The 16,022-nt window shown below is 44.2% G+C and carries 14 protein-coding genes; 7 read left to right on the forward strand and 7 right to left on the reverse strand.

Going from position 1 to position 16,022, the window contains the following annotated elements; all coding sequences use genetic code 11:
* Positions 1 to 102: 102 nt before the first annotated feature.
* Positions 103 to 3,678 (forward strand): gliding motility-associated C-terminal domain-containing protein, encoded by a 3,576-nt coding sequence (locus NPE20_RS06230; protein ID WP_256537750.1) that lies wholly within the window; start codon positions 103 to 105, stop codon positions 3,676 to 3,678.
* Complete coding sequence (locus NPE20_RS06235; RefSeq protein WP_256537751.1) at positions 3,675 to 4,712, forward strand: PorP/SprF family type IX secretion system membrane protein; 1,038 nt, start codon at positions 3,675 to 3,677, stop codon at positions 4,710 to 4,712. The genes NPE20_RS06230 and NPE20_RS06235 overlap by 4 nt, the downstream gene beginning before the upstream one ends.
* 116 nt (positions 4,713 to 4,828) lie before the next feature.
* Here NPE20_RS06235 and NPE20_RS06240 read toward each other — a convergent pair whose 3' ends face one another.
* The 3 genes from NPE20_RS06240 to mnmE all read right to left on the reverse strand — a co-directional run bounded on the left by NPE20_RS06240 (position 4,829) and on the right by mnmE (position 6,719).
* Positions 4,829 to 5,140, reverse strand: coding sequence for a hypothetical protein (locus tag NPE20_RS06240; RefSeq protein WP_256537752.1), 312 nt, complete (start codon positions 5,138 to 5,140; stop codon positions 4,829 to 4,831).
* Complete coding sequence (locus NPE20_RS26930; protein ID WP_354003236.1) at positions 5,076 to 5,258, reverse strand: class I SAM-dependent methyltransferase; 183 nt, start codon at positions 5,256 to 5,258, stop codon at positions 5,076 to 5,078. The genes NPE20_RS06240 and NPE20_RS26930 overlap by 65 nt, the downstream gene beginning before the upstream one ends.
* Before the next feature lie 96 nt (positions 5,259 to 5,354).
* Entirely contained in the window at positions 5,355 to 6,719 is a 1,365-nt protein-coding gene (mnmE, locus tag NPE20_RS06245) for a tRNA uridine-5-carboxymethylaminomethyl(34) synthesis GTPase MnmE (protein ID WP_256537753.1), read from the reverse strand.
* Between the two features lie 59 nt (positions 6,720 to 6,778).
* Here mnmE and NPE20_RS06250 point away from each other — a divergent pair, with 59 nt between their 5' ends.
* From NPE20_RS06250 to msrA, 3 genes are all read left to right on the forward strand, one after another.
* Entirely contained in the window at positions 6,779 to 7,837 is a 1,059-nt protein-coding gene (locus NPE20_RS06250; RefSeq protein WP_256537754.1) for a nucleoid-associated protein, read from the forward strand.
* 376 nt (positions 7,838 to 8,213) lie between these two features.
* Positions 8,214 to 8,507, forward strand: a complete 294-nt coding sequence (locus NPE20_RS06255; protein WP_256537755.1) for a hypothetical protein — start codon at positions 8,214 to 8,216, stop codon at positions 8,505 to 8,507.
* Between the two features lie 219 nt (positions 8,508 to 8,726).
* Positions 8,727 to 9,218 (forward strand): peptide-methionine (S)-S-oxide reductase MsrA, encoded by a 492-nt coding sequence (gene msrA / locus NPE20_RS06260; RefSeq protein WP_256537756.1) that lies wholly within the window; start codon positions 8,727 to 8,729, stop codon positions 9,216 to 9,218.
* A 16-nt stretch (positions 9,219 to 9,234) separates the two neighbouring features.
* Here the strand turns inward: msrA and NPE20_RS06265 are convergent, their stop codons facing one another.
* The 4 genes from NPE20_RS06265 to proS all read right to left on the reverse strand — a co-directional run bounded on the left by NPE20_RS06265 (position 9,235) and on the right by proS (position 13,457).
* Entirely contained in the window at positions 9,235 to 9,603 is a 369-nt protein-coding gene (locus NPE20_RS06265; RefSeq protein ID WP_256537757.1) for a DUF5655 domain-containing protein, read from the reverse strand.
* 178 nt (positions 9,604 to 9,781) lie between these two features.
* Entirely contained in the window at positions 9,782 to 10,636 is an 855-nt protein-coding gene (locus tag NPE20_RS06270; RefSeq protein WP_256537758.1) for a TIGR02757 family protein, read from the reverse strand.
* A 129-nt stretch (positions 10,637 to 10,765) separates the two neighbouring features.
* Entirely contained in the window at positions 10,766 to 11,938 is a 1,173-nt protein-coding gene (locus NPE20_RS06275; RefSeq protein ID WP_256538674.1) for a cystathionine gamma-synthase, read from the reverse strand.
* Positions 11,939 to 11,984: 46 nt separating this feature from the next.
* Entirely contained in the window at positions 11,985 to 13,457 is a 1,473-nt protein-coding gene (proS, locus tag NPE20_RS06280; RefSeq protein ID WP_256537759.1) for a proline--tRNA ligase, read from the reverse strand.
* A gap of 106 nt (positions 13,458 to 13,563) precedes the next feature.
* Here proS and NPE20_RS06285 point away from each other — a divergent pair, with 106 nt between their 5' ends.
* Both NPE20_RS06285 and NPE20_RS06290 read left to right on the forward strand, forming a co-directional pair.
* The gene (locus NPE20_RS06285) at positions 13,564 to 14,403 is read left to right on the forward strand and encodes a hypothetical protein (protein WP_256537760.1); all 840 of its coding nucleotides are present in this window, start codon (positions 13,564 to 13,566) and stop codon (positions 14,401 to 14,403) included.
* A 20-nt stretch (positions 14,404 to 14,423) separates the two neighbouring features.
* Positions 14,424 to 15,923 (forward strand): OmpP1/FadL family transporter, encoded by a 1,500-nt coding sequence (locus tag NPE20_RS06290; protein WP_256537761.1) that lies wholly within the window; start codon positions 14,424 to 14,426, stop codon positions 15,921 to 15,923.
* The last annotated feature ends 99 nt before the right edge of the window (positions 15,924 to 16,022 follow it).

Genomic DNA, 16,022 nt, shown 5'->3' on the forward strand with positions numbered 1-16,022 from the left:
AAAAATAGATAGCAAATATTTTTTAATAAATATTTAGAATAAAATGGACCTTATCACGTTGCCAGTCTTTATCTCTGGCAAGACACTATTATCAAAGTGTACTTGCTGATTTTCTTATCTCGTTTTAAGGGATGGTTTAAGCAAGCGGGCAATGCCTCCTTCCTGTCCATCTTGCTGCTTATGTTTTCTGAAGTTACAGCCTCAGGACAAATAACATCAAATAGCGGGTCGGAATTTTGGATAACCTTTCCCACGCATAAACCTGATATCAATGCCACTACCTATCAGGAAGAACTTGCCAATATCAGCGTATTTATTACCAGTAACCATGCCTCTTCCGGTAAGATTACAGCAGGAAATTTTAGTGTCCCTTTTTCAATTGCCGCCAATTCTGTGATGGAAATACGTGTTCCCAGGATTAACGCGTATATAAATGAGGAGGAAAGCGGGGTCGTGCTTAACAACCGGGCAATTCATGTAACCGTGGATGTTGGCCAACCAAAAGTAGTAGTGTACGCGCATATTTTTGCCGGAAACCGGTCTGCAGCCTCCCTTATTTTACCCGTGGATGCCCTCGGGAAGCAATATTATAGCATGAACTATAATCAATCTAACTTTGAGGGCAAAAACTTTATTACTTTAGTCGCTACAGAACCCAATACCCGGGTATTCATAAAAAAAGATGGTACCGAGCTTATACCTGGGGGTGTCCTATTGGAACATGCGGGAGATGTGTATGAATATTTAACCGTTAATGACCTTACCGGTGCTTACGTTAGGACAGAAGGACCTGCCGCCTCGTCCTGCAACAGATTCGCCGTTTTTTCCGGCAGCTCGGGCGTAATCATCTCCTCGCCAAGGTGTAGCGCTGCCACCCTTGACCCGCTTTACCAGCAATGTTATCCTGTAGAAAGCTGGGGAACGAACTATGGCCTCATTCCATTCTCCAAAGAGTCTTCCGCTAATCCCTATCTGGTGAGGACGGCCGGACAAATGGTAAGAATAGTTGCTAAAGATGACGGCACAGCAGTCAGTTTTAACGGCGTAGAGGTTGCTCATTTAAATAGCGGTGAATTTTACTCGACGCCGAACCCGCTTTCCGAGCCAACTTATATTAGCACCAACAGCCCGGTCAGCGTGGCCCAGTTCGCTCTTTCCCAATCCTGTAGTAATACTTACCCCAATCTTCCGTACACGGGAACAATAGGCGATCCTGATATGGTGTTATTGAACCCCGTAAGTTATAATATAAAAGATATCACTATTTTTTCTTCAAACAGGGAACATATACAGGAACAATTTATCAATGTGCTGATCAAAGCAGCGGATACCGCGTCCTTCCGGATAAACGGGGTTGCTCCTACGAAAGCCTTCACCCCTTTTTCCGCAATGCCAGATTACGCTTACCTTCAGTTGTTACTGCCACGGCAAACCAGCGGAAGTTTTCACCTCAACGCAAATGGTGGTTTCAATGCTATTGCCTACGGGTTTGGTAAGGTTGAATCATACGCTTACTCGGCCGGAACAAGTCTGGCAGCAAGCGAAAAAATAAGCGGTTACAGTGACATTTTGCAAAAAGAGATCGACAGCGCCTGTGTGAACGAAGACTTTTACTTCCGGCTCACCCTACCCTATCCTAGCCCGAAAATAAGTTGGAAACTTGATGCGCAGGAACAGGCAACAGTACAGTTTAACCCCACAGCTACACAGGTTACCGAAAACAACAAGACATCCTATGTTTACAAATTCCCTAAATCGCCTGCTTACAATCAACCAGGCGTACACCAGGTCAACATCATCGCGGCTTACGGTTTGGCTAATTGCGCCGGGGGGAACCAGGAGATAAATTATAGTTTCACCAGCCTTCCTGTACCTGTTCCTAACTTTCGGCCTACGATGCTAAACTGTTCAAACAGTTACCGATTCACTGACCAGAGTACCGGTATAGGGGCATTAAAGTATGCCTGGGACTTTGGTGATCAAAATTCCGGTCTGGCCAATTTATCAACAGAACAAAACCCGGCTCATACTTTTTCCGGATCCGGTACATTCCAGATAACCCTTACTATAAGCTCTGCCGCTGGCTGCAAGGCAGTAAAGATCATCCCGCTGGTTATTACTAATTTCACCCCGTCATTTACAGCGTCTACACCTGCCTGTGCAGGTAATAAAATTACCTTTACGGATATGACCGGTTCAGCAGCTTTCGGCCCGGTTACATGGCAATGGGATTTTGGCGACGGAAGCGCAGTACTGGAAACTCCTGATAAAACTGCACAGCATATTTACCAGGCGGGCGGTAATTATACTGTTCGGCTAACATTATTGAATGCACAAGGTTGTTCCAGTGGTACTTTCGAAAAGATAGAAACGATAAACCCCGAAATACTAACCGACTTTACCTTCCCCGAAAGCTGCAGCCAGGATGCCCTCACCACCTTCAGCAATAACTCATCTGCTGCAGGCAATGCCAACCTGCATTACCAGTGGAATTTCGGAGATCCGCTGTCGCCAGACAACCAATCATCTGATAAAGATGCCCGGCACCATTTTTCTGCCCCGGGATCTTACCAGGTTTCGTTAACAGTAAGCTCAGATCAGGGGTGTGCAAAACCAATTGAGAAAACCGTTATTATCAGCGGGCCTCCAAAGGCCGCAATGGAATTCCCGGACGGAACAAATCTTTGCGGGAATCGTTTAACGCTTAAAAACACCTCTTACGCAGAAAGTTTCGGGCAGGTAAGTAAACTGGAAGTTTATTTCGATGTACTAGGGCAACCAAGTCAAAAAATGCTTGTTACCACGCCACAATCCGGGCAACTATTAACATTTGATTACCCGCCGCTTAGCGGAAGTGAAGCCCGCGACCATCCTATCCGGTTAGTTGCTTACTCGGGTGCCGATTGTACCGATGTGAAGGAAATAGTTGTCACACAATTTCCACCTCCTCAAATCGACTTCCCCGCTATTCAGCCGGTATGTGTAACGGCACCATCCATGCTGTTGAAAGCAAAGGAACAAAACGGGCTGGCAGGTTTAGGGAAATACTCTGGGCCCGGTGTTAACGAAAAGGGTATCTTCTCGCCCGCAGCAGCCGGCACCGGCAAGCACGAAATAAGGTTCGAGTATACAACAGCGGGCAATTGCATCGATTTTAAAACGCAACAGGTAAATGTATTGGCTGAACCATTAGTTGACGACCAAACATTCCATACCAATAGCGGCACACCTATAAAACTGAAACCGGCATACCAGGGTACAGGGCTCACCTATAGCTGGGAACCTGCTACCGGGTTAGACCATACAGATATCGCTTATCCGGTTAGCAGCGCTACAGAAACGACTACCTACCATGTCAGTATATCTAATGGTGCCTGTACAGATATTGCCGCCATTGCCCTCGAGGTTGCCCGCATCCCGTTGGTACGCAACACGTTCACACCAAATGGCGACGGTAAAAACGACCTGTGGGAAATTGATAACCTAGAGTATTATCCACATGTGGTTACCAATGTTTTCAATCGTTACGGTATTGTTGTATTCCATACCACAGGCCCGGATAAATTTTGGGATGGCAGGTATAAAGGACAAGATGTACCAACAGGCACTTATTATTACACCATTGACCCCGGGAACGGCCAAAAATCATTCTCGGGATATGTAACTGTACTGCGATGATTGTTAGAAGCCCAATTAAACTGCTCTGTGCTTTCCTGGCAACCATCCTGTTGTGCGGGTCGTTGGGTTTGCACGCGCAGCAACGCCCGCAGTACAGCCAGTATATTTTTAACAACTACCTGCTTAATCCCGCCCTTTCCGGAATAGAGAATTATACCGATGTAAAACTGGGTTACCGAGGCCAGTGGACAGGATTAGAAGGTGCGCCGGTAACTTCTTTTTTTTCTATAAACGCTCCTATTGGGAATACTTTCGTTAATGGTGACGCCAACTCTTTCGCATCTGAGGAAAGTCAAAACCCGTTCAGCCGCTTTGATCCGTCTGCTTATCAGGCTTCTGACCCGCACCACGGTATTGGCATGATGATCGTATCGGACAAAACCGGGGCAATCACCCAAACCGATATTCAGGGTACCTATGCCTACCACCTCGGTATCAGCCGCGGGCTAAACCTGTCCTTGGGCATATCGGCCGGGTACACCCACCAACAGATCAACATATCGATGCTGACGGTGAAGGATGGCAATGACCAGACCCTTTCGAACCTTAGCGCCAATACCTGGGCGCCGAACCTTGGTTTTGGCATCTGGGTTTATGCGCGCAGTTATTTCGCCGGCTTCTCAGTACAACAACTGCTACCCCGTCAAAACTTTGAACAATACAATAATCACAATTTAAATAACCCAGCGGTACAGCATTATTTTTTTACGGCGGGCATCAAAGTATTCCTTAACGAGGATATCAGTATAACGCCATCGGCACTGCTAAAATTCACAAAACCCGTACCTGTATCTTTTGATGTAAATACTAAGGTTTCTTTCCGCAACAAGTTTTGGCTTGGGGCATCTTATCGCCGTAACGATTCGTATACCGGCATGGCTGGTTTCAATCTTAGCTCTTTCTTGAATTTTGGTTACGGTTACGATATGAATAGCGCACCGCTACGCACGGTTCCCGGCGGAACGCATGAGGTGTTTATCGGCTTGTTGCTAAACAACCGTTTTAAACTCAACTGCCCTACCCATGGCTTTTAACCATCAACGATATTAGTAATTTGGAGATATTAACAGTCCTATTTAAAAAACTGTAACGTAGTGGTTGCCACTCCGAGCGCCTTGTCCCGCAAATCTGCAGGGTTTATTTATGTACCTTATTTTCTTAAACTTCCGTACAATCGGTCCAGGTAAGTCTCAGATAAAGGACCTCCCTTCTTAACAGGGCCCGCTTTGAAGAAATACAATCCGCCCCACTCCACAAGATCACATGCTGCTTCTTTTGCAGTTGGCCTGACAGAGAAGAGTCCAACTTTTTCAATTGATATTTCCACAAAACCGGCATCCTGTAATAATGGTGTTATGACAACTTCATCATGCATCGGGGTCGCAAGATTAGAAGATTCAGGTAATGACTCTTCCAGGTATTGCTCGGCAATAGATCTGCAGGTATATATAGGATGCGGCATTATTCTCCAATTTATCCCAGGTGGTAAATAAAAATAAGCCGCCCGGTTTTAGTACCCGGTATACTTCTGCAAATGCCTTCGGCTTATCCGGAGCAAACATATAAGCAAGCGAGGCAATAAATTACCATGTCGATACTATTGTCGTCAAATAAAGTGAGATTTTTACTTTCTGAAATGAATTCACAACTATTTAATTATCAATTATTTGCGCTGTTTACTTGCCAATACAGAACTTACTAAATATATTCTCCAGCAAATCATCCGTTGTAACGGCGCCGGTTATTTCGCCCAGGTAATGCAGGGCTTGTTTTATATCCATTGATAAAAAATCTGATGTTACAGTATCTATTCCCGCTAAAACCCGTATCAGCGCCTCTTCTGTTTTTTGCAGTGCTTCGAGATGACGGATGTTGGTTACCAGTGTTTCGTGGCCCGTTAGCTGATCTTTTACAGCAGCCCCATATATTTTATGCTTCAATTCGTTAATATGATGTTTCTCTTTGGCAGAGATGATGATGGCTTTATCGGTATGCGGCAAAGCAGCTAATTGCTCGGCATTCAACAGATCTGCTTTGTTGGCGATGATCAGCATGGTTACACCGGGCTTTTGCAAGCCCTCTATGTCACTGTTTAAATCGGCAAGGCTTATCTCTCCGGCATCATAAACGTACAACAGCAATGCACTCTGGCTTATTTTTTCCATGGTACGCTGCACCCCTATCTGCTCAATGGTGTCTGTAGCTTCGCGAATGCCGGCCGTATCAATCAGCCGGAAGTTGATGCCTTGTATATTCAGTACCTCTTCGATAGTATCCCGTGTAGTACCCGGGATATGGCTCACAATAGCACGTTCCTCGTTAAGTAAAGCATTCAACAAGGTAGATTTCCCGGCGTTTGGCCGACCGGCTATCACCGTATTTACACCATTTTTAATGGCATTACCTAATTCAAAGGATTGGATGAGGCTGCCAATAACACGGGTAATATCGTGCGTTAGTTTTTTTAGCTGGTCGCGGTTAGCAAATTCTACATCCTCTTCGGCAAAATCAAGCTCCAGTTCTATAAGGGATGCAAACTGAACCAGCTGATCGCGCAGTTGTTGTAACTGGTTACTAAAGCCTCCGCGTAATTGCTGCAGGGCTACCTGCTGCGATGCTTTAGAGTTTGACGCGATCAGATCGGCAACGGCCTCGGCTTGCGAAAGGTCAAGCTGGCCATTCAAAAATGCCCTCAGTGTAAATTCGCCTGCTTTAGCAGCGCGCGCGCCATTCCTTATCAGTAGTTTTATAATAGATTCGATAATATAATTTGATCCATGGCACGAGATCTCTACCACGTTCTCGCGCGTATACGAACGTGGCGCTATAAATAAGGAAGCCACCACCTCATCAAGTTCCAGCTCGCCATCTACTATACGCCCAAAGTGCAGGGTATGCGATGCTTGTTGCGTAAGGTCTTTACCTTTCCAAACCTTTTGCGCGATAGTTATCGCGTCCGGCCCCGAAAGCCTGATCACCCCTATTGCCCCTATGCCGTTTGGTGTAGCAAGCGCTACTATAGTCTCTTCTGTTTGTGCCATTTTACTATCTGCAAAAGTCGCAATTTACTATGAACTAAAAGTTTTATTTTCGCCACACTATGGTAACTTTTTTTGAAGCTTCGCTCGATACTATTTCTGTTCATCACGTAGGTAACCAATCGCAGGGCGAAATGTACGCCTTGTCTGCCCAACCGCTTGAGTTGAAGGATGATATTATCCCCAACCTGTTGATGCAGTATTTTCTGAAACCTTTTGAAAAGGCCAACGAAGTTTACCACCTGATGCATAGCAGTGGCGACCTTGCCCTTAACGAGCTGCATAACTTTGCTACAAAAGTATTTGAGGATAAGGAAAGATTCCAGGAAATGTCTGAACAGATTGCCAAGCACCTGTACAAAGTAAGCACCCATCCCAACATTAAAGGCGGTGAACTTTACGTGGTTTACTTTAATAAGGTACAAATAGAAGGCAACCCGCTTGATGCCATAGGGATCTTTAAATCGGAAAATAAGGAAACCTACCTGAAGGTTTACCCGGATCAGGGTGGTTTCGCGGTAGATTATGAGCAGGATGCCATTAACATTAACAAACTGGATAAAGGTGTGCTGATCTTTAATATCGAAAAAGAGAATGGTTACAAAGTGGTTGTAGTTGATAAAGTTAGCAGCGGGCAAGATGCCGCTGTGTACTGGAAGGATGAGTTTTTACAGTTAAAGATCCGTAATGATAGTTTTAACCAAACCACCAATACATTAGGCGTATACAAAAACTTTGTTACTCAAAAGCTTGACGATGAGTTTGCCATGAGCAAAACCGATAAGATAGACCTGCTTAACCGCTCAATGAAGTATTTTAAGGAAAAAGAAACCTTTGATTTGGATGAGTTTAGCGAAGAAGTGATCAGCAACCCTGAAGCTATTACGTCCTTCAAAAACTTTAAAAGCCAGTACGAGGAGGAATTTGATACTACCATAGCCGATAGCTTTGAGATATCCGGCAACGCCGTAAAAAAACAGGCCCGGGTTTATAAAAGCGTTTTAAAACTGGACAAAAATTTCCACATTTATATTCACGGGGATAACAAGCTGATTGAGAAAGGCTTTGACGACGATAAGTCTATGAACTACTATAAGGTTTATTTTAAGGAAGAAGCGTAGATTTGAGATATGGACGGCATAGAGATAGTACTTCTTTTATTAGTTATAGCTCATGCTTTTCTTGCCATATATACTATTATCAGAATAGGTAGTACAACACTTTTTACAAAAAAGCAAAAGCGAATAAACAGCTGGTTTACAGTGCTTGTACCGTTCATTTGGTCGGCGTTGGTATTTTATATCCTTAAAAAGGAGTCAGATTATAGCGATGTTAGAAACAGACCGGCCCCTTCTAACGATTTCTATGAGAGCGGGATAGCAATGATCGATTCCGGCACACGCCATAATTCTGAATAATCTTTTTTAAAAGCCTAAACCTTGGGTTACGGAGCAAGTCATACAGGTATACAAATGCACTATTTTATACCTGAACTTTATGAAAAAGTTATCCCTTATTTTATTATTGCTTACCGTTATTATCAGCAGTTGCAGCATGCAAAACTATGCTTTGGGCACATCAGAAACTGAGTTTAAAAAACGCAACAAGTGGCTCACTGCCCAATTAGTTGAAACATCTGCAGAAAGAACCGTTTACAAAATAATTAACGGGCAGGAAAACGGCCATAATACCTACTTATACTATTATTTTGTTGATAGCAAATTAGTAAGGATAGATGAAGGTGAAAAGACCCCGACTGTTGTTGTTGAACATGTTCGGGCTCAACAATAACGCGACACCAAAACCAGCCTAAAAAGCAGTAGCCATAATATTAACTTACGGGCTGGTTCTACCATTCAGCGGTAATGTATTTCAATATCTGCCCAAAACAAAATCCCTTACTATCACCTTTAATGTGTAAGCTAAGGGTAAAATGAACGGAGAGTACCACAGTTTATTACTGCCATTTAATTATTTGTACTTACCTTAGTTTATTATAAATAAAGCTATATGAACACTGAAAAAGCTATTTTGGCAGGCGGTTGTTTTTGGGGAGTAGAAGAGCTTCTCAGGAATTATCCCGGTGTTATTTCTACTGTTGTGGGATACACTGGTGGCAACGTGCCGAATGCAACCTACCGGAACCATGGTACACATGCTGAAGCTATAGCAGTAGTATTTGATCCGGCAGTTTTATCGTATCGTAAACTATTGGAATACTTTTTCCAGATCCATGACCCAACAACGCGAAACCGGCAAGGCAACGATATTGGTGCCTCTTATCGTTCTGCCATTTTTTATAGTAATGAAAGCCAGCGCGAGACAGCAAATGCGTTGATCGCAGAAATGGAAGCTTCTGGTGTATGGCCAGGTAAGATAGTTACCGAAGTAGTACCTGAAACTGATTTTTGGGATGCAGAAGAGGAACATCAAAATTATTTACAAAAGCATCCGTATGGTTATACCTGCCATTTTGAAAGGCCCGACTGGAAACTGAGTTAGATAGCGCTGCTTATTTTCAAGCTTCTTCGCGGTAAGCCAGCTGCATAAATCCCAGTACTTCATCGTTCACATCCTCCAAATTCAGCATCCTGAAATGATGATTGAACTGTTGCTGGCCGGGTACCTGGGCTATTTTCTGGAAACAAAGATTATCCGGATATTCCTGTTTAAAAGGGAACACTACATGGATAAAGTTTTTACCTAACTGGGTGATATAGGCAATACGCTTATGACCATTATCCAGGCCTATCATGCTTTTTAAAGGCACTACCTCTACTTTACCAATAGTATTAAAGCTATTTATAAAATGATCAAACAGCGCAAGCGTGTGCCCGCTTTTGCCGTTTAGGAAATTGGATAGGTGGTATTCTTCTGATGGTGCCAATAGAATAGTTTTTACTAATGTAAAAAACTATTGTCATTTCGAACGAGGTATGAGGAGAAACTTTCTCTTGAGCGTAGCGAAAAATCTTATTTATATGCAAAGTCGCCACTTTTTAAGTCGAACAAGATTTCTCGTCGCTGCGCTTCCCTCGAAATGACAGGTTGGTGAAACGGGGATTCTAAAACTCCGGCATTATCCCTTCAATTCCCCAACGCTCTTCGATGCCCAAACCAAACAGGGCGAAATCATATTTAACGGGGTCAAGCGGGTCAAGTTCCTTTAAGCCCTCGGTTAGTTCAACAGCGGTTTGCCAATCTGTTTGCTTGCGGGTGATGAGTTTGAGGTGACGAGCCACGCGATCAACATGCAGGTCGCAGGGACAGATGAGGTCGGCAGGTTTTAGTTTGTTCCAGATACTGAAGTCAACGCCGTTATTATCGTTACGTACCATCCAGCGTAAAAACATATTCAGCCGCTTGCAGGTTGATTTTTGCGATGGCGAGGATACATGTTTTTTAGTACGATGCGGAAAATCGGGCAGGGAAAAGAAATAAGAACGGAAGTAGTTGAGGGCAGTTTCAACTGTCGGGTCACCCTCAGCTTGTTGAAGGGCATATTCGCGAATAGATCCTTCACTATCGTTCAGGATGACAGATTTATTTGAGGGTACAAATGCATCCTCCAAACTATCATAGTTCTCATAATGCTGCCTAAAAAAAGCTATGAAATATAGCGTATCAATATCATTAAAGGTGCGGTGCTTAAAGTGCAGGAGTTTTTTTAGGTCGGGTTCTTCGTGATTGATGATAAAGTCGTACGGCGCGCCGTCCATCAGGGTTATCAATTCCCTGCATTTTTTTATGATGGTGACCCGCTGCCCCCAGGCCAGTGTTGCCGCCCAAAATCCCATGATCTCGATATCCTGCTTCTTTGTGAACATATGCGGGATACTCACCGGGTCATTCGCGATAAACTCCGGGCGGTTATATTGGGCAACTTTTTGGTCGAGGAAAGACTTGAGGTTATCGTTCATTTTTAATTAAAAACGTCATTGCGAGGTACGAAGCAATCTCTTTAAGCAAATCCCCCATGCAGGGTGTACAATTGTCCTAAAGAGATTGTTTCGTACCTCGCAATGACGCGTGGGTTTATTGGCTCTTTGTTAAGCTAATGCCTGTTTCAAATCCTCTAACAAGTCTTCAATATCCTCTACACCTACGCTTAGGCGTAACAGGTTATCTACCACACCAGCTTTCTCACGCTCGGTTTTAGGGATAGATCCGTGGGTCATGCTTACGGGATGATTAATTAACGATTCTACACCGCCCAATGATTCGGCCAGAGCGAATACTTTAAATGATGATGCGATGCGGAAGGTTTCCTGCAGGTCGGCACCTTTTAAAACGATAGAGATCATGCCGCCAAAGTCGCGCATTTGCTTTTTGGCTATATCGTGATTCTTTGAATCAGGGAAACCCGGCCAGTAAATTTTTTCTACACGCGGGTGATCTTTCAAAAATTCGGCAACCTGTCTGCCGTTCTCGCAATGCGCTTTCATACGCAGGTGCAGGGTTTTTATACCGCGTAGCACCAAAAAGCTATCCATAGGGCCCGGTGTAGCGCCACAGGCATTATAAATGAACCAAAGCCTTTTGTAAAGTTCCTCGTCGTTTAACATCAGTGCACCCATTACCACATCGCTGTGGCCGCCAATGTATTTGGTAACCGAGTGCATTACCACATCGGCACCCATATCAATAGGGTTTTGCAGGTATGGCGATGCAAAGGTATTATCTACCACAAACAGCAGATTTTTCGCTTTCGTTATTTTACCTACCGCCTCAATATCTACCACCTGCATGGTTGGGTTGGTCGGCGTTTCTATCCAAACCAATTTGGTTTTATCGTTCACATATTCGTTGATAATATCGGGGTTCGACAGATCAAGGAAATGGAATTTGATACCATAGTTCGCAAATATCTTAGTAAAGATACGGTACGAACCTCCATAAAGGTCATTACCCGTAATCACCTCATCGCCCGGTGCAAGCAGTTTCATTACCGCATCGGTAGCACCCATACCGCTCGAAAAAGCCAGTCCGTATTTTGCATTTTCCAATGCTGCCAAACAATCTTCCAGCGCCTTGCGGGTTGGGTTGGTACCGCGCGAGTACTCATAACCTTTATTATCGCCCGGCGATTTTTGCCAGTAGGTTGATGTCTGGTATATCGGCGTCATAATAGCGCCGGTAGTTGGGTCGGGCTCCTGCCCTGCGTGAATTGCTTTTGTTCCGAATTTCATGGGGTTGGTTTTGTGGTGCGGGGAGCTAGGAATTGGCCTAATGAAAACATCGCACCGATAACCCGCACCCCGCACTAAATTAATACGCTCGTGCAAACAGTACTCTCTGCGTAGACGGTTTACCCGTCAAAATACATTTGCCTTCTTCCTGTTTATTATTCAAAGGTATACAACGGATTGTAGCCTTAGTTTCATCTTTTATTTTTTGTTCAGTTTCGGCGGTGCCATCCCAATGGGCCGATAAAAAGCCCGGTTGCTCATCAAGCATTCGCTTAAACTCGTCGTAGGTATCCACTTCGGTCGTATTTTCCTCGCGGAATGTCGCTGCCTTCGCGTAAATATTTGTTTGTATCTCTTCTAACAAAGCTTCGATATGCGCTGCAAGACCTTCCTGGTTTACCGTTTCTTTGGTTTTGGTATCGCGGCGGGCAAGCTCAACTGTACCGTTTTGCATATCCCTGCTGCCAATAGCAACGCGTAGTGGTACGCCTTTCAATTCGTACTCGGCAAACTTAGCACCCGGGCGGTGGGTATCGCGTTTATCAAACTTAACAGATATATCTTTTGAACGCAGCTCTTTTGTAAGCGCATTAACAAACGTAGTTATGTTCTCCAGTTCTTCGTCGTGTTTGTAAATTGGCACAACCACAACCTGGATAGGCGCCAGTTTTGGTGGCAATACCAGACCGGCATCGTCAGAGTGGGCCATTATTAGCGCACCAATTAAACGGGTTGATACCCCCCATGAGGTTGCCCAAACAAAATCCTGTACGTTATCTTTGGTAGTGAACTTTACATCAAATGCCTTGGCAAAATTTTGCCCTAAAAAGTGCGATGTACCCGCCTGCAAGGCTTTACCATCCTGCATTAATGCTTCAATGCAATAGGTATCTAAAGCACCGGCGAAACGTTCGTTTGGTGTTTTACGGCCTTTTACAACGGGCAATGCCATCCAGTTTTCGGCAAAATCTGCATAAACATTCAGCATTTGTTCTGTTTCGGCTATGGCTTCGTCGGCTGTTGCGTGGGCGGTATGGCCTTCCTGCCATAAAAATTCGCTGGTACGCAAAAACAAACGGGTACGCATTTCCCAGCGCATAACGTTGGCCCATTGGTTCACCAAAATAGGCAGATCGCGGTAGCTTTGGATCCATCCGCGGTAGGTATTCCAGATGATAGTTTCTGATGTTGGGCGGATGATTAATTCTTCTTCTAATTTTGCTTCTTCATCCACAACAATATTCCCGTTTCCATCGTTCTTTAGCCTGTAGTGGGTAACCACGGCACATTCTTTAGCGAAGCCCTCTACGTGGCTGGCTTCTTTTGAGAAAAAGGATTTTGGTATCAGCAACGGAAAGTAAGCATTTTGGTGCCCTGTTTCTTTAAACATTTTATCGAGCACAGCCTGTATTTTTTCCCAGATAGAATAACCATATGGTTTAATGATCATGCACCCCCTGACAGGCGAATATTCGGCCATATCAGATTTAATTATTAAGTCGTTAAACCATTGCGAGTAATCTTCGTCTTTACTAATAACACCTTTGCTCATATATTGATTTTTGGAATAGAAATTGACTTTGTTATTAAAATTAATAACGCCCAAATTTATAAATTTATACGTTTATTTGACCTTAGAACTTTACATCCTTACAAAAATGAAAAGGAACCTTATTAAAGGAATGATTTTGATCAGTGCTATAGCGCTGAGTTCCTGCTCCGTTAACAAAACCGCATCCACCTCAAAGAACGACGATGACGTGTATTTCTCGCACGCGACCGCGGCCGAAGAGCCTGTGTACATTACCCGAAATGATGAATACGACCAGGATGGCGGCAACGACCAATATGATGACGAAGACAATTATTTTTACTATGATGATTATGCATCCCGCATAAATCGCTTCGGTTATTATTCCCCTTTCGGATATTATGACAATTTTTATTCGCCTTACGGCTACGGCGGCTGGAATATGGGCCTGGGCTTTGGTTACGGTGGCTACGGTTATGGCGGCTTCGGCTGGAATATTGGACTTGGTTATGGCTACGGCGGTTATGGATGGGGCTCGCCGTGGGGTTATGGCTTTGGCTATTCGCCATGGGGTTACTCACCATACTCTTTCTGGGGTATTGGTTATGGATATGGCTATGGTGGTAACTATTGGGGTGGCTACTCGGCATATCGCAACAACCCGCGTCCTTATAGAGGCAATGGCAGCCCGGGCAGCACCGCATTTGGTAACCGCCCACGTACAGCTTATGGCAACAACAATGGCATAGGCTACATTCCAAACCGGGGTTCGCGCCCTGCAAACGGTAGTGCGGGCAGGCCGGCTTATGGTGATACTCGTGCAACACGTGGTGTACGTACCGATAGGCCAACTTATCAGCCAAGTGAACGTTCTTCTATGCCGGCACCATCAAGTAGTGGTGGCTCAAGAGGCGGCGGCGGTTCAAGTGGTGGTGGCGGCGGTGGCGGCAGGCCGGTAAGGAACTAATTTTAACATACCTAAAGTTTATGAAAATTAAATATATACTAAGTGTAATTGCTATAGTAGCACTTACCCAAAATAGTTTTGCTCAGTATTCGCAAGATGCCATCCGGTTCTCGCAAACTACAAACGGATCTACCTCGCGTATAAAAGCGGTTGGTAATGCCGGTACTGCAGTTGGCGGCGACTTAAGCAACGTTAGTGGCAACCCCGCTGGTTTGGGCTTTTTTACCCGGTCGGAGTTTAGCATTACACCCGAGTTTGATGGTTCAAAATCTAAATCTACCTACTTTGGGCAAGCCAACTCAGCTTCCCGTAACACCGTTAATTTAAATAATGCAGCCCTTGTTATTTACAACCAGCTAAGTAAACCAGCCGGTGCCGATAAAAATAAAGGTTGGTTAAGCGTTAACTATGGCGTTGGTTTTAGCCGCACAAACGATTTTAACCAAAACATTCATTACGGTGGTACAAATAGTACTAACTCTATCAACAATTATTATGCAGGGCAAGCTAATCAATTTGGTATTGATCAAGGTACGTTAGCAGGTTGGGCTTATGATCATCAACTGATAGATCTGTATGAGCTTACCCCTACTACATCCGAGTATAGGGCTAATAACGTAAGCGCAAATCCACCGAGCCCAATTTCAACTGCCCAGGAAGCATTTATTAACCGCAGGGGAAGTCAATCATCTGTCGATTTTTCTATCGGCGGTAATTACAGCAACAAGCTTTATTTGGGTTTAGGCCTTAGTTTTACCGATATTGATTATACATCTTTTAGTACGTTTTACGAAGATGGCACTGTATCTGTACTGGAAAACAACCTACCTGTAAAGCGTGATTATAGCTCGGCATATTCACAGAACCAAAGAACAACCGGTACCGGGTTTACCGCAAAGCTTGGTGTTATTTATAAACCTACCGAAGCAGTACGTTTAGGTGCGGTATTCACCTCCCCTACATTTTATAATATAGACGATGCTTATAATGAAGGGCTTGCTTCAAAAATAGGAAACAATTCTACAACCAGCAACCAATCTGACGATTACACACTGAACTATAATTTACGTACACCGCTAAAATTAGCGGGTGGCGCGTCGGTATTTATTAAGCATTTTGGTTTTATTACCGGCGATGTTGAGTATGTTGATTACAGCACAGCGCACCTAAGCAGCAACCCCGATTATAATGCCGATAGAATTGATAACCCGGATATTAAATCTTTATATAAATCAACCGTTAACGCGCACATTGGTGCCGAGGCCCGGTTAACCAACTTCTTCTTACTTCGTGGTGGTTACGGTATACAAGGCAATGCCCGTAAAGAAAACGGCAGCGATATTAAAACCGTGAGTGGCGGTGTTGGCCTGCGTTTTGGCAGCTATTACGTAGATGCTACTTACGCGCACTCTTCCGGCAACCAAAATGTATTCCCTTATGATGTTGGCACCGCAAGCCCATCTGCTATGTTAAGGAACAGCAATAACAACGGTTACTTAACTTTGGGATACCGGTTTTAATACGATTTGAGATATTAGATGTGAGATTTGAGACAGAATCCTACAGCAATAATAAAGGGATGAGTAAAACTCATCCCTTTTTCAGTTACAATATCTTTT

Origin of the sequence: Mucilaginibacter aquariorum, from assembly GCF_024498135.1 — a bacterium.
GTDB lineage: Bacteria > Bacteroidota > Bacteroidia > Sphingobacteriales > Sphingobacteriaceae > Mucilaginibacter > Mucilaginibacter aquariorum.